Source organism: Vallitalea longa (genome assembly GCF_027923465.1).
GTDB classification, from domain to species: Bacteria; Bacillota; Clostridia; order Lachnospirales; family Vallitaleaceae; genus Vallitalea; species Vallitalea longa.
Window position 1 is genome coordinate 1 of sequence record NZ_BRLB01000020.1, and the last position, 23,708, is coordinate 23,708.

24 protein-coding genes and 1 other annotated feature are annotated in these 23,708 nt (G+C 30.2%); of the genes, 18 read left to right on the forward strand and 6 right to left on the reverse strand.

Going from position 1 to position 23,708, the window contains the following annotated elements; translation table 11 throughout:
• Nucleotides 1–154: 154 nt before the first annotated feature.
• The 6 genes from QMG30_RS20855 (at nucleotide 155) to leuS (ending at nucleotide 6,785) form a co-directional block, all read left to right on the forward strand.
• Nucleotides 155–745 (forward strand): GNAT family N-acetyltransferase, encoded by a 591-nt coding sequence (locus tag QMG30_RS20855; RefSeq protein ID WP_281818875.1) that lies wholly within the window; start codon nucleotides 155–157, stop codon nucleotides 743–745.
• Nucleotides 746–805: 60 nt separating this feature from the next.
• Entirely contained in the window at nucleotides 806–1,387 is a 582-nt protein-coding gene (locus QMG30_RS20860; protein ID WP_281818877.1) for an HD domain-containing protein, read from the forward strand.
• Nucleotides 1,388–1,400: 13 nt separating this feature from the next.
• Nucleotides 1,401–2,129 carry a sugar phosphate isomerase/epimerase family protein gene (locus QMG30_RS20865; protein ID WP_281818879.1) on the forward strand — a complete coding sequence of 243 codons (729 nt, stop codon included), beginning with the start codon at nucleotides 1,401–1,403 and terminating at the stop codon, nucleotides 2,127–2,129.
• A gap of 41 nt (nucleotides 2,130–2,170) precedes the next feature.
• Complete coding sequence (locus QMG30_RS20870; RefSeq protein ID WP_281818881.1) at nucleotides 2,171–2,998, forward strand: PhzF family phenazine biosynthesis protein; 828 nt, start codon at nucleotides 2,171–2,173, stop codon at nucleotides 2,996–2,998.
• 36 nt (nucleotides 2,999–3,034) lie between these two features.
• Nucleotides 3,035–3,961 (forward strand): hypothetical protein, encoded by a 927-nt coding sequence (locus tag QMG30_RS20875; protein ID WP_281818883.1) that lies wholly within the window; start codon nucleotides 3,035–3,037, stop codon nucleotides 3,959–3,961.
• A 107-nt stretch (nucleotides 3,962–4,068) separates the two neighbouring features.
• Nucleotides 4,069–4,291: a binding site (T-box leader), on the forward strand.
• 82 nt (nucleotides 4,292–4,373) lie between these two features.
• The gene (gene leuS, locus QMG30_RS20880; protein ID WP_281818884.1) at nucleotides 4,374–6,785 is read left to right on the forward strand and encodes a leucine--tRNA ligase; all 2,412 of its coding nucleotides are present in this window, start codon (nucleotides 4,374–4,376) and stop codon (nucleotides 6,783–6,785) included.
• Between the two features lie 65 nt (nucleotides 6,786–6,850).
• Here the strand turns inward: leuS and QMG30_RS20885 are convergent, their stop codons facing one another.
• Nucleotides 6,851–7,126, reverse strand: a complete 276-nt coding sequence (locus QMG30_RS20885; protein WP_281818886.1) for a hypothetical protein — start codon at nucleotides 7,124–7,126, stop codon at nucleotides 6,851–6,853.
• A gap of 74 nt (nucleotides 7,127–7,200) precedes the next feature.
• Nucleotides 7,201–7,728: a hypothetical protein gene (locus QMG30_RS20890; RefSeq protein WP_281818888.1), complete on the reverse strand. Its 528-nt coding sequence runs from the start codon at nucleotides 7,726–7,728 to the stop codon at nucleotides 7,201–7,203.
• A 188-nt stretch (nucleotides 7,729–7,916) separates the two neighbouring features.
• Between QMG30_RS20890 and QMG30_RS20895 the strand changes: the two genes are divergently transcribed.
• On the forward strand, nucleotides 7,917–8,414 hold the full coding sequence (locus QMG30_RS20895) for a hypothetical protein (RefSeq protein WP_281818890.1): 498 nt from the start codon (nucleotides 7,917–7,919) through the stop codon (nucleotides 8,412–8,414).
• A gap of 167 nt (nucleotides 8,415–8,581) precedes the next feature.
• Here QMG30_RS20895 and QMG30_RS20900 read toward each other — a convergent pair whose 3' ends face one another.
• Nucleotides 8,582–8,770, reverse strand: a complete 189-nt coding sequence (locus QMG30_RS20900; RefSeq protein WP_281818892.1) for a hypothetical protein — start codon at nucleotides 8,768–8,770, stop codon at nucleotides 8,582–8,584.
• Between the two features lie 494 nt (nucleotides 8,771–9,264).
• Here QMG30_RS20900 and QMG30_RS20905 point away from each other — a divergent pair, with 494 nt between their 5' ends.
• The gene (locus tag QMG30_RS20905) at nucleotides 9,265–10,197 is read left to right on the forward strand and encodes a S8 family peptidase (protein WP_281819020.1); all 933 of its coding nucleotides are present in this window, start codon (nucleotides 9,265–9,267) and stop codon (nucleotides 10,195–10,197) included.
• Between the two features lie 252 nt (nucleotides 10,198–10,449).
• On the opposite strand, the gene QMG30_RS20910 is transcribed toward QMG30_RS20905, so the two are convergent.
• Nucleotides 10,450–10,632 (reverse strand): hypothetical protein, encoded by a 183-nt coding sequence (locus QMG30_RS20910; protein WP_281818894.1) that lies wholly within the window; start codon nucleotides 10,630–10,632, stop codon nucleotides 10,450–10,452.
• Between the two features lie 189 nt (nucleotides 10,633–10,821).
• Nucleotides 10,822–11,013, reverse strand: a complete 192-nt coding sequence (locus tag QMG30_RS20915; RefSeq protein ID WP_281818896.1) for a hypothetical protein — start codon at nucleotides 11,011–11,013, stop codon at nucleotides 10,822–10,824.
• A 287-nt stretch (nucleotides 11,014–11,300) separates the two neighbouring features.
• On the opposite strand from QMG30_RS20915, the gene QMG30_RS20920 reads away from it, so the two are divergent.
• The 3 genes from QMG30_RS20920 to QMG30_RS20930 all read left to right on the forward strand — a co-directional run bounded on the left by QMG30_RS20920 (nucleotide 11,301) and on the right by QMG30_RS20930 (nucleotide 15,256).
• On the forward strand, nucleotides 11,301–13,220 hold the full coding sequence (locus QMG30_RS20920; protein WP_281818897.1) for an aconitate hydratase: 1,920 nt from the start codon (nucleotides 11,301–11,303) through the stop codon (nucleotides 13,218–13,220).
• A gap of 39 nt (nucleotides 13,221–13,259) precedes the next feature.
• On the forward strand, nucleotides 13,260–14,402 hold the full coding sequence (locus tag QMG30_RS20925) for an isocitrate/isopropylmalate family dehydrogenase (RefSeq protein WP_281818900.1): 1,143 nt from the start codon (nucleotides 13,260–13,262) through the stop codon (nucleotides 14,400–14,402).
• A gap of 167 nt (nucleotides 14,403–14,569) precedes the next feature.
• The gene (locus QMG30_RS20930) at nucleotides 14,570–15,256 is read left to right on the forward strand and encodes a GntR family transcriptional regulator (protein ID WP_281818903.1); all 687 of its coding nucleotides are present in this window, start codon (nucleotides 14,570–14,572) and stop codon (nucleotides 15,254–15,256) included.
• A gap of 14 nt (nucleotides 15,257–15,270) precedes the next feature.
• On the opposite strand, the gene abc-f is transcribed toward QMG30_RS20930, so the two are convergent.
• Nucleotides 15,271–17,217: a ribosomal protection-like ABC-F family protein gene (abc-f, locus tag QMG30_RS20935; protein ID WP_281818905.1), complete on the reverse strand. Its 1,947-nt coding sequence runs from the start codon at nucleotides 17,215–17,217 to the stop codon at nucleotides 15,271–15,273.
• Between the two features lie 219 nt (nucleotides 17,218–17,436).
• On the opposite strand from abc-f, the gene QMG30_RS20940 reads away from it, so the two are divergent.
• The 7 genes from QMG30_RS20940 to QMG30_RS20970 all read left to right on the forward strand — a co-directional run bounded on the left by QMG30_RS20940 (nucleotide 17,437) and on the right by QMG30_RS20970 (nucleotide 23,561).
• Nucleotides 17,437–17,832 carry a helix-turn-helix domain-containing protein gene (locus QMG30_RS20940; RefSeq protein ID WP_281818907.1) on the forward strand — a complete coding sequence of 132 codons (396 nt, stop codon included), beginning with the start codon at nucleotides 17,437–17,439 and terminating at the stop codon, nucleotides 17,830–17,832.
• Nucleotides 17,833–18,165: 333 nt separating this feature from the next.
• Nucleotides 18,166–18,798: a redox-sensing transcriptional repressor Rex gene (locus QMG30_RS20945; protein ID WP_281818909.1), complete on the forward strand. Its 633-nt coding sequence runs from the start codon at nucleotides 18,166–18,168 to the stop codon at nucleotides 18,796–18,798.
• A gap of 221 nt (nucleotides 18,799–19,019) precedes the next feature.
• Nucleotides 19,020–19,634, forward strand: a complete 615-nt coding sequence (locus tag QMG30_RS20950) for a coiled-coil domain-containing protein (RefSeq protein ID WP_281818911.1) — start codon at nucleotides 19,020–19,022, stop codon at nucleotides 19,632–19,634.
• Nucleotides 19,631–19,996, forward strand: coding sequence for a holo-ACP synthase (gene acpS, locus QMG30_RS20955; protein WP_281818912.1), 366 nt, complete (start codon nucleotides 19,631–19,633; stop codon nucleotides 19,994–19,996). Before QMG30_RS20950 ends, acpS begins: the two co-directional genes overlap by 4 nt.
• A gap of 24 nt (nucleotides 19,997–20,020) precedes the next feature.
• A complete protein-coding gene (locus QMG30_RS20960) occupies nucleotides 20,021–21,565 on the forward strand; it encodes an NAD(P)H-hydrate dehydratase (RefSeq protein ID WP_281818915.1) in 1,545 nt (514 codons plus the stop codon).
• A gap of 260 nt (nucleotides 21,566–21,825) precedes the next feature.
• Nucleotides 21,826–22,989 carry an alanine racemase gene (alr, locus tag QMG30_RS20965; RefSeq protein WP_281818917.1) on the forward strand — a complete coding sequence of 388 codons (1,164 nt, stop codon included), beginning with the start codon at nucleotides 21,826–21,828 and terminating at the stop codon, nucleotides 22,987–22,989.
• 224 nt (nucleotides 22,990–23,213) lie between these two features.
• The gene (locus QMG30_RS20970; RefSeq protein WP_281818919.1) at nucleotides 23,214–23,561 is read left to right on the forward strand and encodes a type II toxin-antitoxin system PemK/MazF family toxin; all 348 of its coding nucleotides are present in this window, start codon (nucleotides 23,214–23,216) and stop codon (nucleotides 23,559–23,561) included.
• Nucleotides 23,562–23,708 lie beyond the last annotated feature (147 nt).

Consider the following 23,708-nt stretch of genomic DNA (forward strand, 5'->3'; position numbering starts at 1 on the left):
CAATATTAAAATATTACAGGGTAGGGCTTACCCGTAGAGCTTGGTAATAATAGTAACCATTAGGTTACTACGTCCCAAGAAGCCCCCTCAAAACCGTTTTATAGGTTTAGTGGGGGAGCATGTCACTGAAGGATTTACAGAATTTCTTTCTTCAATGAAAGGAAATAAAATATATATTGAATTTATACCAGAAATTTTAATTGATCAAATGAGAGGATTAGGATTTGAAATTACCAGCGAATATATTGATTTGTGGAACAACAATCTCGATAGAGATAGACTGGAAACTCAAGATAATATTCACAAAAAAATCTCATTTAGAGAATTGAAACAATCAGAATCAAAAGAAGCCAGTTCGCTTACAAAAACATGTAAAGGATTATCTAGAGGATTTAATGGAGAAGATGAAAATACAATTAGTGAATGGCATCAATCAGAGAATTCTAAAATATTTGTAGCTCAGTCAAACAGTGAAATAGTAGGAATATCATTAGTTAACTTATATGGATCTGAGAGTAAAAAAGGAATTGTGTTATGGATTCGTCTGTTAGCAGTTAAACCAGAATATCAGCATCAAGGGATTGGTAGGTCACTGTTGGACTATAGTATCAGGTGGGGGATAGATAATGGTGCTGTAAGAAGCTTTATAGCTACTGATGTAGAGAATAATAATGCATTAGATTTATATGAAAACTTAGGATATGTTAGAGATAAAGGTAGAGGACAAATTAATATGGAAAATTGATAACAGTGAAGATCATTTATTTTAGAGTATGAAAATGAAACTAATACAGGAGTATAAGATATGGATAGTAATATAATTCAAACAGTCACAAATATTGTTGAAAATCAATGCAGAAAAGATACAAATATATTTGGTTACGATATCTGGAGATATCATATTAAAGTAGTAGTGGAATTTTCTATGATACTTGCTGATAAACTAGATGCAGATAAGGAAATTGTTGAGTTAGCATCTCTGTTACATGATTATGCAAGTATTAAAGATAAAAAGCTTATAGATAAGCATCATATATATGGTGCTGAGGAAGCAGGAAAGATATTAACGAGACTAGACTATCCAGAAGATGGGATTAATAAAGTTAAAGAATGCATAATCCAGCATAGGGGAAGTGTCAAATACAATTATACCAGTAAGGAATCAATCTGTGTAGCAAGTGCAGATGCAATGTCTCATATAGAACATGTTCCGTCACTATTGAAATTAGCTTATTGTAGGAAAAATCTAAGTATTGATGATGGAGCTAATTGGGTTAATGATAAAATCGATAGAAGTTGGAATAAATTATGTCCCGAAGCAAAGGATATTATGCAGAAAAAATATAATAGCGTTAAAGAAATCCTAGACACATATAAAGATTGTTAAAAAGGAGTATGAGATGATAGAATACGGATGTTTAGCAAGATTTTTCAATGACTATAAAGATGAAGTAACTTTTGCTAAGGAAAATGATTTTTCTATTATGCAATTGTGGTATGACTCTAATGGTTTAGCTCTAAATAAAGATTCTAAGCCATTAGAAGTCATAAAAGAATGTAATTTCAATACTATAATTCATGCAGTATTAGATATTAATGAAATAGAAGAACATATCACCAAATTAATTAGGATGTTGAAGTATTTAGGACATAGGGAGTTGATTATACACCCAGTTTGTAAAAGCGAAAAGATTACGAACGAAACTATCTACAAATTGAGTGATAGAATAAAAAAAGCAAGTATCCTCTTACATAAAGAAAATATAAAATTATATTTAGAGAATAACAGTAAATTAGACCCTATTTTTAATAAAACTGAAGAAATAAATATACTTTTCAATGAAAATAAAGACGTAGAATTTTTGCTGGACTTGGCACATATAGATGATTATCAACACCTTAATGATATGGTGAAAATTAAAATGCCAAAAATACTTCATATAGCTGATAGGCATCTGGAGGTTGTTCACGAACATTTGCCAATAGGTGATGGAAATATTGACTTCAACCATATCTTTAGAACAGCTTTATCAAAGTTTGATGGGAAGATCATATTTGAGATTGTTCAAAGTCCTGAGGATATAGTCAATTCGAGAGATATAATAAAACAGATGTTAGAATGTGTTTAGAATAAAGAAAATTGAATAAATTTATAGGGGTGGTTTGATTTATGGATATATATAAAATGAGTTCATTTTCCAAAAATGAAATAGGTGGGAATAAAGCAGGAGTAGTTTTGGATGCTGATAGTTTAGATGAAGCAAGTATGATGCAGATAGCGAATCAAGTTGGTTATTCTGAAACAGCTTTTGTAATGAAGTCTGATATGGCTGATTTTAAGGTCAGATTTTTTACTCCTGTTAAAGAGGTCGATTTATGTGGACATGCCACTATTGCAGTTTTTAATTTATTGAAGCAACTTAATATCATTAAAGCTGGTATATATCATCAAGAAACAAAAGCAGGTGTTTTGGAAGTTAAGGTCAATGATGAAAATGTTTATATGGAACAGAACCAACCTGTATTTTATGAGATTATATCTAAGGACCATATGAAACATTGTTTTAATAATTTTATGATGGATTATATATGTGAATTGCCAATTCAGGTAGTATCTACTGGAATAAAAGATATAATGTTACCAATAAAGAGTTTGGAAATTTTGCTATCACTAGAACCAAATTTAGAACTAATCAAAAAGATAAGTGATGAATTCAATGTAACAGGAATACATGCTTTTTCCTTAGACACATACGATAATAATAGTGCCCATTGTAGGAATTTCGCCCCTCTTTATGGAATTAATGAGGAATCGGCAACGGGTACTTCAAATGGAGCCTTAGCTTGTTATTTGTACAAGTACAATAATAAAGTAAATAAATTCACTTTTGAACAAGGATACGTTATGAATGAGCCGTCAGAGATAAATGTTGAATTTAATTTAAAAGATAATAATATAGAAAGAGTTTATGTTGGGGGTAAGGCAGTTAGGATATGATGAAAAAATACAATTATATAGGAGGGAGAGAAATAAGTGAAACATAGAAAGGTGTTAAGTATAATAATAGTAACATTTTTACTGACTGGCTGTACTAATCCCAATAATAAAGAAGAACAAGATGTAAGTAGTAGTGTCAATAGTAATGAAAATGAAAGGTCACAGGAGGAAATAATTAAAGACCTAGAAGCTTATATTACTAATCTTGAAAAAGATAATAGAGAATTAATTAATCAAATAAATAATATGACAGTTGATGAAGATAATAAAGAAGATATAAAAAATGAAGAACGAACTTTTCGGGAAGATGAATATCAACCTATTGTAGGTGTAAAGTCTTATGAAGGGGATTGTACCTTAATGATGTTTCCTTATTCAGATTCAGATGTTATAGGAGAAAAGCCAAGTGAAGTTAATATTATTTCAACAGGGATTAATACATTAAACGAAAAATGGGCTCTAGTTGAAGATTTAGGTTCTGTAGCATGGAACAGATATGGTTATATTAAAATTGAAGGTTTATCAGATGAAGTGGAAGGTAAATTCGATTATGATTCTTTTGATGTAGATATGACAATTGATGATATTAAGATAGGGGATATGAAAGAAAAAGTTATTTCACAGTATGGAAATGATTATGCAGTTATAAAAGATGGTAATGGCTATCTTATATCGTACGATGGTTTGGATATAACAATAGACAGCAGATTATCAAGAGTAATGGGGATAAGAACAACTAAAGAGGGATATTCTACAAAAGATGGTTTTTCGGTGGGTGATAATGCTATAGAAGTCTGTCGATATTATGAATCTATATATAAGTATGATTATAGAGAATGTCTATGTTTTGATTTAGGTAATATGTATATGATGCAAATTCAGATAGATACAGAGGAACTTAATGAAAAAAGTATGATAACTAGAATAGATATAGGTCCAGATTGGATGGGAATATTTAATTAAAGGTGGGAAAGTTAAGTAGTAATACAAAATATACCTATGAAAAATATTAAAATATTTAATCTTGATTTTCCTTAACCAATATGTTATGATACGAATAATTATATATACAACATACAATGAAAAGGAGTAGTAAGTATTATATTGAATCTAGAGAGCTGTTGGTTGGTGTAAAACAGTATCAATGTATATTGAACTCGCCTTGGAGTATCCCTTCTGAAATCAAGTAGGTTGGGACGGTTACTTATCGTTAAAAAGATTAAGAGTATTTCATATGGAAACTATCATGTGGAATAAAGTAGAGTGGTACCGCGAATATAAATCGTCTCTATGCATAAATGCATAGAGATTTTTTGTTCTTGCAGTAAATAAATATAACCACTTTTCTTAGAAGTTAATAAAGGAGGAAAATTAAATGAGCGCTGTTTATAACCATAAACAAATAGAAACAAAATGGCGTAATATTTGGAAAGATAATCCAATCAATAAAGATGAAGAAGGTAAAAAGAAATACTATTGTCTAGATATGTTCCCATATCCATCAGGAAGTGGATTACATGTAGGACACTGGAGAGGATATGTACTTAGTGATGTATGGAGTAGATACAAGGTACTTCAAAATCATTATGTGCTTCATCCAATGGGCTGGGATGCATTTGGACTTCCAGCAGAAAACTATGCTATCAAGATGGGAACTCATCCATCAAAAGCGACTGCTGATAATGTAGAGAACTTCAAGAGACAGTTAAAAGAAATCAGTGCAATATATGATTGGTCAAAAGAAGTTAATACTACTGACCCTGATTATTATAAATGGACTCAATGGATATTTGTAAAAATGTTCAAAGAAGGTTTAGCTTACGAAAAACAAATGCCTATCAATTGGTGTCCTGATTGTAAAACAGGTCTCGCTAATGAAGAGGTAATTAATGGAAAATGTGAAAGATGTGGAGCAGAAGTAACTAAGAAAAATTTACGTCAATGGATGTTAAAGATAACCGCTTATGCGGAAAGATTACTTGATGATTTACAAAAACTTGAATGGCCTGCTAAAGTCAAGAAAATGCAAAGCGACTGGATAGGTAAATCTTATGGAGCAGAAATTGATTTTAAGATTGACAGTATAGATGATACTATCAAGGTGTTTACTACTAGACCAGATACTCTTTATGGATCAACATTTATGGTTCTAGCACCTGAACATGAGATGGTAAGTAAATTGGCTACTGATGAGCAAAAGGAACGAGTTGAAAAATATGTATTTGATACTTCAATGAAATCTTCAGTGGATAGATTACAGGATAAAGAAAAAACAGGTGTATTTACAGGAAGTTATGCAATCAATCCTTTAAATGGAGCTAAAATTCCAATCTGGATTTCAGACTATGTATTAGCTGATTATGGTACTGGAGCTATCATGTGTGTTCCTGCTCATGATGACAGGGATTTTGCTTTTGCTAAGAAATTTGACTTACCTATAATTCAAGTTATTGCAGAAGAAGGAAAAGAAATAGAAGAATTAGAAGAAGCTTATATTGGTGAAGGTGTTATGGTTAATTCAGATGTATTTAACGGTATGAAATCATCTAAATCAAAAGAAGCCATAGCTAGCTATTTAGAAGAACATGAAATAGGAAAGAAAACAGTTAATTACAAATTAAGAGACTGGGTATTCTCAAGACAAAGATATTGGGGAGAACCAATTCCTATTGTACATTGTGAAAAATGTGGAGCTGTTCCAGTACCGGAAGATCAATTGCCAGTGACACTTCCAAATGTAGAGTCTTATGAACCTACAGGAACTGGAGAATCACCACTTGCTGCTATTGATGACTGGGTTAACACAACTTGTCCAGTATGTGGTGGAAAAGCTAAGAGGGAAACCAATACTATGCCACAATGGGCTGGTTCATCATGGTATTTCTTAAGATATGTTGACGTTAATAACGATAAAGAATTAGTTTCCAAAGAAAAAGCAAAAGAATGGTTACCAGTTGATATGTATGTAGGCGGTATTGAACATGCTGTACTTCACTTGTTATATGCAAGATTCTATACTAAATTCTTATATGATATAGGTGTAGTTGATTTTGAAGAACCATTTAAGCGTCTATTCAACCAGGGTATGATATGTAAAAATGGTGCTAAGATGAGTAAGTCAAAAGGCAACGTAGTTTCACCTGATGAATTAGTTGAGAAATATGGTTGCGATTCTTTAAGACTTTATGAACTTTTTGTTGGACCACCAGAGTTGGATTCAGAGTGGGATGATAGAGGTATTGATGGTGTTTATCGTTATATCAACAAAGTATGGAATTTAGTTGTTGAAAATAAAGATAGAGATATAAAAGCTACTAAGGAACTTGAAAAAATTAGACATCAATTAGTATATGAAGTAACTAATCGTCTTGACAGTTTCCATCTTAATACAGTAGTTAGTGCTTTCATGGAATATACTAATAAATTAGTTAGTATTTCTAAGAAAGATGGTGGAGTAGACAAAGAGACATTAGGTGATTTGATTATTTTACTTGCTCCTTTTGTACCTCATATATCAGAAGAATTATGGCATATGATCGGACATGAAAATAGTGTATTCGCTGAAGAATGGCCAACTTTTGATGAAGATAAAATGAAAGAAGACGAAGTGGAAATGCCTGTTCAAGTTAATGGCAAGGTAAGGGCAACGATTACTATTGGTGTTGACGAGGCTAAAGATAGCGTACTTGAAAAAGCAAGAAAAGCTATTGAAAATAAGCTTAACGGGAAAAATATTGTAAAAGAGATATATGTTCCTAATAAAATAATTAATATTGTCGTAAAATAGATTTTAATAATCCATATAACCCTGTATTATTATTCACTGGGGTTATATGGATTATTTATTTATATTTACATCATATCCATCATTGTAACAACCATATCCAGTTTGTTTTGGTCAGATTGGGATAAATTATTTTTCATGGAGTCTATTATCAATGAAGATTCTTGTTTAGTGAATTGTAATCCGTTTTGTTTCATTTTTACACCATAGCTGAATAGAACCCTTACTTTTTGCTCCATAGGTTTTCCAGTCATATCATTAAGCATGTCAACCATGATTTTGAGTTTTTGTGGACTTATATTTTTAAATGCTTCATCATTTAAAATGTGAGAACTTTCGTTCATTCAATACACCCTTCCTATATGAATTATTAGAATATAATTAAAAAAATTATGAGTAAATTAATGTATGTATTTAGTTACTCTTTCATTAATTGTTGTAATTTTTTAATTAATTCTTCTTGATTTAGGTTTTCTTCATTATTACTGCTATAGTTACCATCAATATTATTATTGTCAATTAGTTCAGCTTTTTTGTTGTTTATTGAAGTCATCATTGATTTTAAATTATTAACATTAAGTAGGATATCTATTAGCTGTTTATTTTTATCAGAACAACTTGGACGTAATGCCATAAGCATATCTCTCTTAGTGATATTGGTTTTATTTAATGCAGGGATTTCATTTATTGAATGATTATTATATAGATTCATAGTATTAATGAATTCAATAAGTTTCACAAATAGTGCTATCTTTTTTTGGTTTTCCAAGTTCATATATGGTATAGCTGCTTTTATAATATTCATTTTATTACTGTTAACTATAGTATCAAAATCTGAATTATTATTACGGGATTCATTAAGATTAGTTGATTGAGAATTTTGCTTGATCAATTGAAGCATTTTATTTAATTTAGTAAAATTATTATTATAATCATTAGGTTCCAAATTTTCTAGCCTCCTAAATCTATTATCTATAATATTGTATGTGAGTAATGGATATTAATTTACAATAACTTTAAAAATAAGCTTATATTTAATGTTCAATTGGTAAATCACAATAAATATTTCTGGAGCTGTTACCAATAATTAATATTTTACATATATTAAAATTAAGGAAACATGGGAGATAATAAATGGATAATAATTCATTAACTACCATGAATAAATTTGATATAACTAATTATATCAACAGTATCAAAGAGGCTATCAATAAAATCACTAGAGAACAATTATTGAATAATCTTTCTCTTACTATAAATGAATATAAAGAAAAATCCAGAGAAAATTATAAAGATAGCTTACATTTACTTGAAGCAATAAAACCATTTATCAATAATCAAACAATCGAAGATATAGATAAGATTTCAGAAGTATTTAATAATGTCGATGCTATAAGAATGTTACTGAATAATTTTTTAGTTAATAGCAAAAAGAATGATAGTGAAATAATACCGGAAGTTAAACCAAAGAAAATAATAGATCAACAAGGAGATTTGGTTTTTGAAGATAATACAATATATGAAATAGATAAAGAATGTAAACCTTCAATAACTTCACAAAGCTTATGCAAAGATAAAAACCCGAATCAGAATGTTTTTGCTTTGTTTTTACTCATGTTAGGTAACAAATAATATAATTAATTTGAGCTAATAAAATTCAAAAAGATAATATGATATTTGGTATTGAAAAAAGTGGTAAGAGATGTACTCATACCACTTATTTTGTGTCAAATAGGAAAGTTTAATTTTCTATTTCTTTTTTGATTTTATCTAAGACATAAGCCTTTTAGTAATAAGTACTATAATCCTCCATCGTTACATAACATAAGCATAAGTAGAATCAATAGCATGTTGTTATCTCCTAGTCCTCCCATACCACCAGAACCACATCCAAAATTATTATTACCGGACATTAGAAGTAATAACATCATCAGCATCATATTATTATTGTTTCCACCTAAATAGCCGTTAGGCGCTACATCACTCATAGTTTGCCTCCATATATACTTTCTTAATATTTTATGTCAAAGGGCTTGTTTTCTATGAATGATTTAAGTAAAGTTAATAAATAAATCATATAGTTGTATTGATTCGAATAAAATATATTAATTCAAATTTGAACAGGTGGAATATGAAAAATATAGCATTATTCCTTTTACCTATATTATATCAAAGAGCAATAAAAGGAAAACATAATTATACAAATAATAAAAGTAGTATAAAGAAAGAGGATAGAAATACTGACATTAGTGTAATTGAGGATAAAGATAATCATAATAAAGCAATCAAGAATATTCAGGTAATCGTTAATTGCAGTAAGGATGATAAATATGAAAATGAATTGAAGAAATTAGGAAGAGTGAAATATAGATTACCAATGATCAATTCATATGTTTTAGAACTTCCAGAAAAATATGTTGGAAAACTAAACGGCATTAAAGGTGTGGAAGCTGTAGAACATGATGCGCTGATAACTGCACAAATGGATGTAGCTAGGGAAACAGTTAATACGACATGGGCAGATGTTAGAGGAGTATCTGGTAAAGGAATCGGAATTGCGGTTGTTGATACAGGTGTTTATCCTCATCAAGATTTAACTAAAACTAAAAATAAGATAGTGGGATTTAAAGATTTTGTAAACAATAAAGAATTCCCTTATGATGATAATGGACATGGCACACATGTAGCTGGAATCATCAGTGGAGATGGTTATGAAAGTAATGGTAAATATAAAGGGATAGCCGTAGAGAGCAATATAATAGGTGTAAAAGTATTAAATAAAAAAGGTTCAGGCAATATATCTGATGTTTTAGCTGGTATACAATGGATTTTGGATAATAGGAAAAGATTTAATATTAGAATAATTAATTTATCAGTTGGGATGAAAGATATAGAAGGAGAAAAATCTGCTCTAGTAAGAGGAGTTAATGCAGCTTGGGATAGTGGATTGATTATTGTTACTGCTGCTGGCAATAATGGGCCAGAAGAAGGAACGATAACAACTCCTGGAATCAGTAGAAAAGTCATTACAGTAGGTTCTTCCGATGATGCAGAAACAGTTAAGATAATGGAAGACTTGATATCAGATTATTCAGGAAGAGGACCTACCAAAGAATGCATAAAAAAACCTGATATCGTAGCGCCAGGGTCAAATATAATTGCATGTAGTACGGATAAAGAATATACACCAAAAGATAAATATTATCCTAACAACGATATCGGTTATACGAAGAAAAGTGGTACTTCTATGGCAACACCTATCGTCAGTGGTTGTATTGCATTACTTTTATCTAGACATCCTGAACTAACCGGAAAAGATGTAAAACTAAAATTAAAAGATTCTGCTATAGATCTTGGATTCTCACAGGCACATCAGGGTTGGGGACTGATAGATGTAAAAAAATTATTACAATAAGGAAGAGGATATTGTTTGTTTTACTTGGCTACTTGCAAAGTATCGGTTTGAGTAAAACAAACAATAATCCCTTCAAGAACCTATTTCATATGCTTAAAAAGTAGGACTTTCCTATAAGAGAACAAAAGAGGCTATGCCTCATAAAAAATTTCAAGGAAAATAGATAGTAGAATTTTTATATTTAAATAAAAAAAGTCCTAAATTGTATTATTTAGGACAAGGTCTATTTCTATTAAGGGGGATAGAATAGGATTAGTAGTTACAAGTACCGCCACCGCAAGTACCTCCGCCACAGGTGCCACCCATTCCGTTGCCGCCCATAAGCATTGACATCAACATATATAGCATCATATTATTATCCATAATTGAGCCATTTCCGTTTCCGTCACCACACATTAATAGTAAAAGTAATAGTAACATATTATTAGATTGCATAATAGTCCTCCTTCTTGAATATATATTTTCTTACATATTCCTCAGTTTAACGTAAGTTTAATATAGTTTATGAAGAAGGGTATAAATGTGTGTTTGTATATATTTTAGTAAGTAAATCTTATTAGGAAAATTTGATAGTGAGTTGAATTTACATTAGTATATATTATAATATTCTTAATCAAAATAAAGTCAATTAAAAAACATTTTCATACAATCGTTCAAAAATTCCATATCCATGTTGGGGTTATCATCATTATCAAAAATAAGGATTAACAATATAAGCAGAAATATATCATCATCATTTTGTTCCTTTTTATAATTAGTCATAAATGGGGCTGAAATATCTTTTAATGAGTAGTAAGTATTAATACTTTCTATCATATAAATTATCCTTTCAATGGTTTGATACTTCTTTCATTTCCTATTACAATAATTATGTATTAAATAGGTTATTTATTCATTTACATACTATATTAGATAGAAATATATACCAATTAAATATTAGGAGTCTATATATAAGACTAAAGCATTAGTATTAGTTGCTTTATGCCTATGAAACTATTGACATTCCAAGTACAATCGTATACAATTATACCATAATTGAATATATATAAAATTTTATGCATATATAGTAAAGTTACTTAAATAATTATCAAGGAGGAACAGCGATGGGTTTGAATTTAACTCAAAAAATTATTAAAGATCATCTACTTGAAGGTGAAATGATTTCAGGTAATGAAATAGGTATAAAAATAGATCAGACATTAACGCAAGATTCTACTGGTACTATGGCATATCTACAACTGGAAGCAATGGAAATTGATAAGGTGAAGACAAAAAGATCTGTTGCATATATTGATCATAATATGCTCCAACAGGGATTTGAGAATGCAGATGACCATAAGTACATACAAACTGTAGCGCACAAGCACGGTGTATATTTTTCACGTCCAGGTAATGGTATATGTCACCAAGTACATTTAGAAAGATTTGGTGTACCAGGTGAGACTTTATTAGGTTCTGACAGTCATACACCGACTGGTGGAGGAATCGGTATGCTTGCTATAGGGGCAGGTGGTCTTGATGTAGCAGTAGCTATGGGAGGCGGAACATATTATATTACAATGCCAAAAGTAGTTAATGTTAAATTGACAGGTAATCTAAGACCATTTGTTACAGCTAAGGATATAATCCTTGAAGTACTTAGAATAATGACTGTAAAAGGTGGAGTAGGTAAAGTTATAGAATATACTGGAGATGGTGTCAGTACACTTAGTGTTCCAGAAAGAGCGACTATAACTAATATGGGTGCAGAATTAGGTGCTACCACTTCAATTTTTCAAAGTGATGAAGTAACACATTCGTTCCTAAAAGCACAAGATAGAGATGAACTATGGAAAGAATTAAAAGCTGACAGTGATGCTGTTTATGATGAAACTATAAATATTGATTTAAATGAATTAGAACCTCTTTTAGCTATGCCTCATAGTCCAGATAATGTTGAAAAAGTAGCTAATATAGCAGGATTGAAAGTTGATCAGGTATGTATCGGAAGTTGTACTAACAGCTCATATCTTGATATGATGAAAGTATCTAAGATATTAAAAGGTAAAACAGTTAACCCTAATGTAAGTTTAGTAATTGCACCAGGTTCTAAACAAGTGCTTAACATGTTGGCACAAAACGGTGCATTGGCAGATATGATAGCGGCAGGAGCCAGAATCCTAGAGTCAGGTTGTGGACCATGTATCGGTATGGGTCAAGCACCTGCAACAGAGGCTGTTACATTAAGAACATTTAATAGAAACTTCAAAGGACGTTGTGGAACAGTTTCAGCAGGAGCATATTTACTTAGCCCTGAAACAGCAGCTGTAAGTGCTTTAGCTGGTGAATTGACTGATCCTATGACTTGTACTACTGATATAGATGTTACTATGCCAGATAAATTTTATATAAATGACAATATGGTGGTTCCTCCTGCAGAAGATGGAAGTAAGGTAGAAGTCGTAAAAGGACCTAATATCAAGCCTTTTCCACTTAACGAAGAACTGAAAGATAACGTAGAAGGAAAAGCATTGATAATAGTTGAAGATAATATTACAACTGATCATATTATGCCTTCTAATGCAAAATTATTGCCTTTCAGATCAAATATACCTCATTTAGCAAATTATTGCTTAACACCATGTGATGAAGAATTTCCTGCTAGAGCAAAAGCTAATGGTGGAGGAATGATTGTTGGTGGAGATAATTACGGACAAGGTTCAAGTAGAGAACATGCAGCATTAGTTCCTTTGTATCTAGGTATAAAAGCTGTACTTGCTAAGAGTTTTGCAAGAATACACAAAGCTAATTTAATTAATTCAGGTATTCTTCCACTAACTTTTGCAGATATTAATGATTATGATACAATAAGTCTTAATGATGAATTGAAAATGGAAAATGTAATCGATCAAGTAAAATCAGGAAAAATCATTGTTCATAATGAATCCAAAAAACTTGATTATGAAATGAATATAGAATTATCAGATAAAGAATTGAAAATGATTCTTGCAGGTGGTAAGATCAATTTCATTAAAAACATGTAACATGTGTATAAAACAAACCATAAGAGAGGAATGTTAATCATGGATTATATAAGCAAATTTGAACAACTCATAAAAGAGCAAAAAGCTAGAGTGAAAATGATGAAAGAACAAGGCGATTTTGTTAAGTATGACGAACTTGATACAATAGTTATTGGTGTTGTAGGTGGAGATGGAATCGGACCAGCTATAACTGATCAGGCACATAGAGTATTGAAATATTTATTACAAGATGAAGTTAAGAATAATAAAGTAACTTTTAAAATGATTGATGGTCTTACTATTGAGAATAGAGCTAAGGCCAATAAAGCTATACCTGATGATGTTCTAAAAGAATTAAAGCAATGTCATGTAATTTTAAAAGGACCAACTACTACTCCAAGAAAAGGAGATAAATGGCCTAATATTGAAAGTGCTAATGTTGCAATGAGGAAAGAACTTGACCTATTCGCTAATGTTCGTCCTGTTAAAGTACCTGAAAAAGGTATTGATTGGACTTTCTTCAGAGAAAATACAGAAGGTGCCTATGTTCTAGGTAGTAATGGATTTAATGTTGATGATGATATCGCAATAGATTTTAAAGTAATTACTACTGGTGGAGCAGAGCGTATCGCTAGAGCAGCTTTTGAATTTGCTAAGAAAAATGATAAGAAGAGGGTTACTATTGTAACTAAAGCTAACGTAGTTAAAACAACTGATGGTAAATTTTTAGAAATATGTAAAGAAATAGGTAAAGAATATGAAGGAATTGAAGTTGATGACTGGTATATTGATATAATGACTGCTAAATTAGTGGATGAAAAGAGAAGAACACAATTCCAAGTAATGATTCTACCTAATCTATATGGAGATATCTTGACTGATGAAGCTGCTGAATTCCAAGGTGGAGTTGGTACAGCAGGAAGTTCTAATATAGGTAAGAAATATTCTATGTTTGAAGCTATTCATGGTTCAGCACCTAGAATGGTAGAAGAAGGTAGGGATATCTATGCAGATCCATCTAGTATCATAAGAGCAAGTGGAATGTTACTTAATCATATTGGATATCCAGAAAAAGCAGAAAAGTTATATAAGGCTCTTGAAATATGTAATACAGAGAAAGAATATGTTATTACTGGAAGAGATACAGGAGCAACTAATGAAGAATTTACAAATTATTTAATGAAAACAATTGAAAAATTATAGATTATGTGTATAATATATATGTTGCATACCAATTTTTATTAATACTTTACATAAATTAATTATTGTAATATTATTTAATAGAGAAATATTGTAATATATATAGCATGCACAATTAATATTTAGTTTATATTAATAAGTGTATCCTATAAATAAGAGGAGGCACACCAGTGAGCGAGTATAATCTTCACGAAGAAGTAACTGATAAATACTCTTTAAGAGGTAGAGTTTTTAACAAAATACGAGAAGATATATTAAAGGGTAGATATAAGAATAATGAACCTTTAAAGGAAACACAGATATCTAGAGAATTAGGAGTTAGTAGAACTCCTGTTAGAGAAGCGATAAGACAATTAGAACTAGAGGGATTAGTAACTATTATACCTAATAAAGGTGCAGTGGTTTCTGGTATTGATGCTAAAGATATACAGGATATCTATGAAATAAGGTCTTTAATTGAAGGGTTATCTGCTAGATGGGCTACTACTAACATAAATGAAGAACAACTAGAATCATTAGAAGAAATTGTATATTTATCTGAATTTCATTACAAGAAGGGACATTTAGATCAGCTTTATGAATTGGATACTAAATTTCATGAAGCTTTATACCAAGCTTCACATAGTAAAATACTAAAACATGTATTATCGGATTTCCATCATTATGTTCAGAGAATAAGAAGAGCTTCTATTTCTTCTGAGGAAAGAGCTAAAAAGTCAGTTGAAGAACATAAAGCGATTGTAGAGGCTATAAAAACAGGAGACGAAAATAAAGTAGAAGAATTGACAAATCTACATGTAAAAAATACTTTGAAAAATGTTGTAGATCACAAATTAATGGATATAATTGGAAAATAATATAAAAGGGAGAATTACTCTACAAGTAATTCCTCCCATTTTTCATATAAACTTTCCAATTGAGTATTATGATTTGTTTTTTCTTCAAGAAGTTTAGTAGCTTTTTCTGCATTGGTATAAACTTCTTCTAAGCATAATTGATCATCGATGGAGTTTATGATTTTTTCCAGCTCATGTATTTCGGATTCGATTTTTTTGATTTGGTTATCAAGTTTACGTTTGTTAGCTTGTTGGTCTTTGCTTTTTAACCAATCTTTTTTTGTTGAGCTATTAATATTAGTATCTATTTGCTTATTATTGTTTTTGCTATTGATGCTGTTTTCTAATTCTAATAAACGTTGTTTTTCTTCCTCTTGTTTTTTTTCTGTTACATAATTATAGTTACCCAAGAAGTTATTTATTTTATCTGGAGTTAGTTCCAGTACTCTTGTGGCTATTTTGTTTATAAAATAACGGTCATGAGATATAAAAAGAACTGTACCTGTATAATTATTTATAGCTGATTCAAGAATTTCTTTAGATATTATATCAAGATGATTAGTAGGCTCATCCAATAATAAAAAGTTAGCATTTGATAGCATGAGTTTAGCGAGAATCAATCTTCCTTTTTCTCCTCCGCTCAAACTTGATATTCTTTTGAATACATCTTCACCTGTAAATAAAAATGCTGCTAGTGTATTACGTATGTGTCCGGAAGTCATATTAGGATATGCATCTGAAATTTCTTCAATCAAAGTATTATTTTGATTTAGGGTAGCATGTTCTTGATCATAATAACCAATTTGTACTTTAGCTCCTAAGGATATATCACCAGTATCTTGTTTTAGTTGATGAGATATTATACGGAACAAAGTTGTTTTTCCTGTACCGTTATCTCCAATCAGCGCAACTTTTTCACCTCTTTTGATCTGAAAAACGAGATTCGAAAAAAGATGCTTGTTATCAAAGGACTTTGATATATCTGTTGCAGTAAGGACGTCGTTTCCGCTAATTGTTCTAGGTGATAATTTAAGATGCATACTATCATTTACATATGATGGTTTATCGATCATGTTAATTTTTTGAAGCTGTTTTTCGCGACTTTGAGCTCGTTTTATGAGTTTGTCTCTACCATGAGACCTAAGTTCACGGATAACTTCTTGTTGCCTTCTAATTTCTTTTTGTTGCTCTATATAATGTTTGGTTTGTATATCTTCATTTATTGACTTATGTTTTATATAGAAACTGTAATTACCGTTATATATTTGTGAGTGAGTATTTTCTATCTCAATCACTTTATTTACTATTTTATCTAGAAAATAACGGTCATGAGAAATAATTATAACTGTACCTTGATAATTGCACAAAAAGCCTTCCAGCCATTCACATGCTTTAATATCCAAATGGTTAGTCGGTTCATCTAAAAGTAATATATCAGGTTTTTCGAGAAGTATTTTTGCAAGAGCTACTCTTGTTTTTTGTCCACCTGATAAAGTGGATATGTTAGCAGAAAAGTCTTCTTCGCAAAAACCAAGTCCTTTCAAGACACCCTTTATATTACTTTTATAGCTATATCCGTTATTGATTTCAAATGTATGCTGAAGATTAGAATATGATTTCATTAATGAATCCATGGCTTCACTATCATGACTAAGCTGAGACATTTTGATTTCTAAATCTCTTAGGGTGTTTTCCATATCAATGATATCTTTGCATGTAAGGAGCATTTCATCGTATATGGTTTTTTCTGAAGATAAAGAACTATTTTGTGATAGATACCCAAGTTTAGTCATGCTGTTAATTATAACTTGTCCTGAATCTGCTTCTAGTTCATTTGTTATAATTTTAAATAGTGTTGATTTACCAGCTCCGTTAATACCTACTATAGCAGCTTTATCTCCTTTTTCTAACCAAAAACTTATATTATCTAGTACTGTGTTCGTTACAAATGCTTTGCATATATTTTTACATGATAAAATCATAGTTACCTCCTATAAATAATAAAATTACCATACTATGATACCATTAATCATTGGTTTTGAAAAGTTTATAGGTTAATATTACGTTATTTTGGTTAGTATATAGATGATAATAAAAGTTTAGTTTATTTTATCTTACTAGTTTATTTTATTTACATAAGAATAAAATTCTTTTGGACAACATATATATGATAAAAGAACTTTTCTAAAGGGGATGATGACTTGAGTCGTAATGCAGGTTATATGAAGAAATTGAGAAAAGCTCGTGTGGAGAGAAAGCAGTGTATAAGATGTGGGAAGCCTTTATCGCAAGAATCACTTATTAGAGGTGTTAAACAGTGTGAAAAATGCCTTGATTATCAACGTAAAAGAAAATTAGGTCAGATTAGTTCAAAAGTTAATACAACATATTTTTATAACAGGCAATACAAAAAAGATGAGATAAAAAGGAAAGAGCTAGGTAATTTTATGGTTGAAAATAAGATAACCATTAAAGATCTCGCCAAAGAAGCTAATTTATCTCAAAGGACAATTCAAAGAATTTTATATACTGATGCAAACTATACAAAAAAAACTAAAGATGCTATTAATAACTATTTAGGTAAGGAACTCTTATAATTAACTATTTTAGAGCTTTTATACTAGATATAGGAAAGATGTATAAATTTAAGGACATTAAAATATTTTATAAGTCATATCTACTATAAAAAGCTTCTAAATATAAAATAATATATGATAATCTACAGAAAAACTATTGTATGCAATAGACATATAGTGAATGTTGTGTGAATATCTACTAAATACAATGGTTGGGTAGATAATATTTATTGTAATAACCTATAAACAATATGGGAAAAACAGTAATTCATTATTTGACATAGATTTAACAAACATATATAATTATTTTTATAAAAGTTCCAAAATAGTATCAAAGGATTGGGGATTGATTATATGATACAAAAGAAAATATCAACAGCGGTAATCAAAAGATTACCAAAATACTACAGATACTTAGGAGACTTATTGGAAAATGATGTTGTAAGAATTTCCTCTAAAGAATTAAGCCATAGAATGGGTGTAACAGCTTCACAGATAAGACAAGATTTAAATAATTTTGGCGGCTTTGGGCAACAAGGCTATGGTTACAATGTTGAATATCTATACAACGCTATAGGTAAAATACTTGGTTTAGAAAATAAATACAACACGATTATTGTTGGAGCGGGTAATTTAGGTCAAGCACTTGCTAACTATACTAATTTTGATAAAAGAGGTTTTGAAGTCAAAGGACTTTTTGATGTGAATCCAAGACTTGTTGGTATTACTGTAAGGGGTATTGAGATTAAAGATCTAGATGAGTTAGAAGAATTTATTAAAGTGAATAGGATTGATTTAGCGATTCTTACTCTACCTAAACAAAAAGCACCTAAGGTTGCTAATGATTTAGTTAATTACGGAATAAAAGGTATATGGAATTTTGCTCCCATAGACTTAAAATTAACTAATAAAAATGTTGTTGTAGAAAATGTTCATCTATTAGATAGTTTGATGACCCTTTCATACAATATAAAAGAAACAATATAAAAACTTGTTATTTTTGTAGATTTATAACTATTCTTAGAGGTATTAGGTACTCATATTTTGGGTACCTTTTAATTATATTGTGCTATAGAATATAATGATTTGTTACGATATAATTAGTATAGGTTGATTTTTATTTAACACTACTATCTTTATATTTTAACTAATAAGACAAGTTAAGTAGATATTATTTTACTACATATAAATAATGAGGACGTGAATATATGTTTTTTTCTAAACAGAAGATTGAGAAACCAATAAATATAGAAAAAAAAGTCCATATATTAACTTTGGATAATAGATGGCATGAGCTATTTTGTAATAACAGAAAATCAAAAAAAATATCAGATCTAGAAAAAAAACTCAATAAATTAGTTGGTGAACAAGGTCAATTGACTAATGATCTAAAAGAATATTCTTTACTCAAAAAGAAGATGATGGTAGATATTGTTGATAATATGAAAGAAGCCATAGAAGATGAAGACGATACTGCTATAAATGAAATGAAAAAAAGTAAAAAGTACATTAGTGATATTAAAGTTAAATTAGATAAAATGGAAGAGAGAATGGAAACCCTACCAAAAGAGATTCAAATCACTAATAAAGAATTATTGGAATATACTATGCAGGATTGTTATATGCGTATGTTCAATACTAAAAATGAACTGGATGAATTACAAGAATGGATTAACAAAGTTAGGGAAGAATTAAAAGAAAAGGCAGTAAGAAAAACAGAAGCTAAGGAAGAATATGATAGATTATATTCTTATATGCATGATTTAGTCGGGTATGAAATCATTGAATTATATGATAAGAAATATCTGGGAGGAAGTAAATGATAAAAGGGATTGGTAACGATATCATAGAGATAAGCAGAATAGAAAAAGCTATCCAAAATGAAAGATTCCTAGAAAAATACTTTACATTGAATGAAAACAGATTGTTTGAAGATAGAAATCTTAGACCTGAGACGATAGCTGGTAATTTTGCTACGAAAGAAGCTGTTTCAAAAGTTCTTGGTACAGGATTTGTTGATTTTTCTCTTGCGGATATTGAAGTTCTACGTGATGATATGGGTAAACCTTATGTGATTCTATATAATAATGCTAGAAGTCTAGCTGAAAAGCTTAATATTTCCAGAATACATGTTTCTATATCTCATTCTAAGGAATATGTTATTGCTACAGCCTTAGGTGAGTAGATAAGAAAAAGGAGATGTCATAGTATGAAAGTTGTCAGTAGTAGTGAAATGAGAGAAATCGATAGATATACAATACAAGAACTAGGTATTCCAGGTATTGTGTTAATGGAAAATGCTGCTATGTCTGTTGTCAGTGAAACTATAAGTACCATAAGGGAAAGTAGAAAAGTTGTTATCTGTTGTGGTATAGGCAATAATGGTGGGGATGGACTTGCGATTGGAAGAATATTGAGCTGTAACCATATAAATGTATCAATAGCTGTAATAGGTGATTCTAATAAAATAAAAGGTGATGCCAAGATAAATTATGATGTTGCCAAGAAGCTTAATATTGATATACATGAATATAATAGCCAAGAAGAGATGAATGATTTCGTGACTTTAGTAAATGGTTGTGATGTTATCTATGATGCTATTTTCGGAACTGGTTTATCCAGAGAAGTTACAGATAGATATTATGAAGCCATTGATGCGATAAATCATACCAATGCTTATAAAATAGCTGTTGATATACCTTCTGGTATAAATGCAGATGACGGACATGTCTTAGGCATTGCTGTTGATGCTGATAAAACAGTAACGTTCTGTTTGCCAAAATTAGGGCTGTTATTATATCCTGGTGCGAGTAATGTAGGTGAACTGGTAGTTGGAGATATAGGTATCCCATATGTGTCGGTTGAGAGAATAAAATCAAATACATCAATAATGGATGATAATTTGGCGAAACATTTTATGCCTAATAGGGTTAAGATGTCTCATAAAGGGACTTATGGTAAAGTATTGATTATTGCGGGAACCAAGAAGATGACAGGTGCCGCTGTTCTAACGTCTAGTGCTGCATATAGAACAGGAGCAGGATTGGTTAAAACATTTATCGAAGAATCAGTATCGAGTATCATTACATCAAGTCTTCCTGAGGCTATTATTGAGACTTATAACAGAGATGATGATAATCTATCTTTTGAAGATAAGAGTAAATTACTGGAGATGTTGTTATGGGCGGACACTATTGCAATTGGACCAGGTCTTGGAAATGATAGTATCACAAAAGAAATACTTGAAGTGGTTATCAATAATTTCAATAAAAATATAGTTATTGATGCAGATGGAATAAATGCATTATCAAAAGACATACACGTTCTGAAAAACAAGAAAGGTAACATAATAGTTACCCCACATCTAGGTGAGATGTCTAGATTAACCAATATGGATATCGAGAGAATTTCAAATAATACGGTAGAAGTGGCTCAAGTTTTTAGTAAGCAGCATAAAGTTATATGTGTCTTGAAAAGTGCTAGAACAGTAATATCTTCACCTAATGGGATGACAAATATTAATATCTATGGTAATCCTGGTATGGCAACGGCTGGTTCAGGTGATGTATTGACAGGTATCATCGTTTCTTTATTAGGTCAAGGACTTGATGTTTTTGATGCTGCTATACTAGGAACTTATATTCACAGTAAAGCTGGTGATAGAGCTAAAGAAAGTGTTGGAGAGCATGGTTTATTGGCAAATGATATAATTGATAGCATACCTTATGTAATTAAATCAAGTCTTAGTGAATAATAATATAATATATATAATAAGTTAGGAAAGTATAATACTATCCTAGCTTTTATTATTTTCTTATATAAACATATTTTCCTTTATAAATAATTATAGGTGTACTATTATTAGTTTTTAGTCTATAATACTATCAAAGTTAATTTTATTAAGTGGGTGTGAAGAATACTGGTTAATAATTATAATAAGTAGTATAATAGTTATGTTTATGTGGTATTAATAATATTAAATGCAAATTATAATGTTTATATATGGAGGAAAGTATGAAAAAATACGAAAGAGTATATGCCCGCATTGATTTGGATGCAATAATACATAATGTTACTAATGTCAGGAAAAGAATATCATCGAACACTACATTAATGCCTATTGTCAAGGCGGATGGTTATGGCCATGGTGCAGTTCCTATTTCAAAAGAATTAGTTGAACTAGGCATAGAAAGATTTGCTGTTGCTACTATAGAAGAAGCAATTAGCCTTAGAAAAAATGGGATTGACAAAAAAATATTGATTTTCGGATATACGCCAGAAGATATGGCTGATAAATTAGTTGAATATGATTTGATTCAGACTATTTATAATTTGGATGCAGCTAAAAAAATATCAGACATAGCTTGTCAGAATAACAAGAAAATGAATATACATATAAAACTTGATACTGGAATGAATAGAATTGGTTTTTTACCTAATGATGAATCCATTAGTATAATTAAAAGTATATATGATTTACCTAATATAATAGTTGAAGGAATTTATACACATTTATCAAAGGCTGATGAAACAGATAAAGATTTTACTAATAATCAACTAGATAAATTTGATCATTTTATTGATGAACTTGAGAATACTGGTATTGATATACCAACTAAACATGTTGCTAATAGTGCTGGTATAATTGATGTCGAAGGTACCCATAAGGATTTAGTAAGGCTTGGTATATCTCTATATGGATTATATCCTTCAGATTATGTAAATAAAGAAAATGTGAAATTAGAACCAGTTCTATCACTAATTAGCTATATAATACATATAAAAGAAGTAAAGGAAGGTACACCTATTGGTTATGGTGGAACATATATAACTGAAAGAAAATCCATAATTGCAACTATTCCTGTTGGTTATGGTGATGGTTATGACAGATTATTATCATCAAAAGGTAAAGTTTTGATTGGTGGTAAATATGCTAATATAGTAGGAAGAATATGTATGGATCAATTTATGGTTGATATCACAGATATTCCTAATGTGAAAGTACTAGATGAAGTGGTTTTAATTGGTAAACAAGGGCATAATGAGATTACAGCAGATGATATAGCCAATATTAAAGGTACAATTAATTATGAAGTTGTTTGTCAGTTAGGTAAAAGAATACCTAGAGTGTATTATAAAAATAATAAGTATGTGTCTTCTATTGATTATTTTGATTGAGATACTCCGCGAATTAATCTTATTCCATTAAATAATAAAAAATACCTTAATATTGTATATAAATAATATTTTTGGTGATAATGGTAATATAAGAAAATAGGAGTTGAACTTTTACATAAATCTGAAATACAAAAATGCACAGAGTGATGAAAGTATAATAGAATGTGTTGTTATTTGAAGGTGAGGTTAAGAAGTTCAGCAAGATTTAGCGGAGAGTGAGTAATGTGGTAGTAAAACGTGGGGATGTATTTTATGCAGATTTAAGACCAGTGATTGGTTCTGAGCAAGGTGGCATACGTCCAGTTCTTATCGTTCAAAATGATGTAGGAAATAAGTATAGTCCAACAGTTATATGTTCAGCAATAACATCGCAAATAAATAAAGCTAAGCTTCCAACTCATGTTGAAATTGAAGCCCAAAAATATGATTTAGTGAAAGATTCAGTTGTATTGCTAGAACAAATAAGAACTATAGACAAAAAAAGGTTAAAAGAAAAAGTGTGTCATTTAGAAGATAAAGTAATGGAAAAAGTAGATAAAGCCTTAGTTGTTAGTTTTGGCGTTGATACATAGTTAAAAGACTTCCGAAAGGAAGTCTTAATTATTTGTCTGATTTGATTTATGTAAGAAGAATTATGTAAATACTAATAAAAAAATAAATAACTTAAATAGTTCTTGCCTTTTTGTAGGATTTGTATATAATGGTAGATAATGAATATA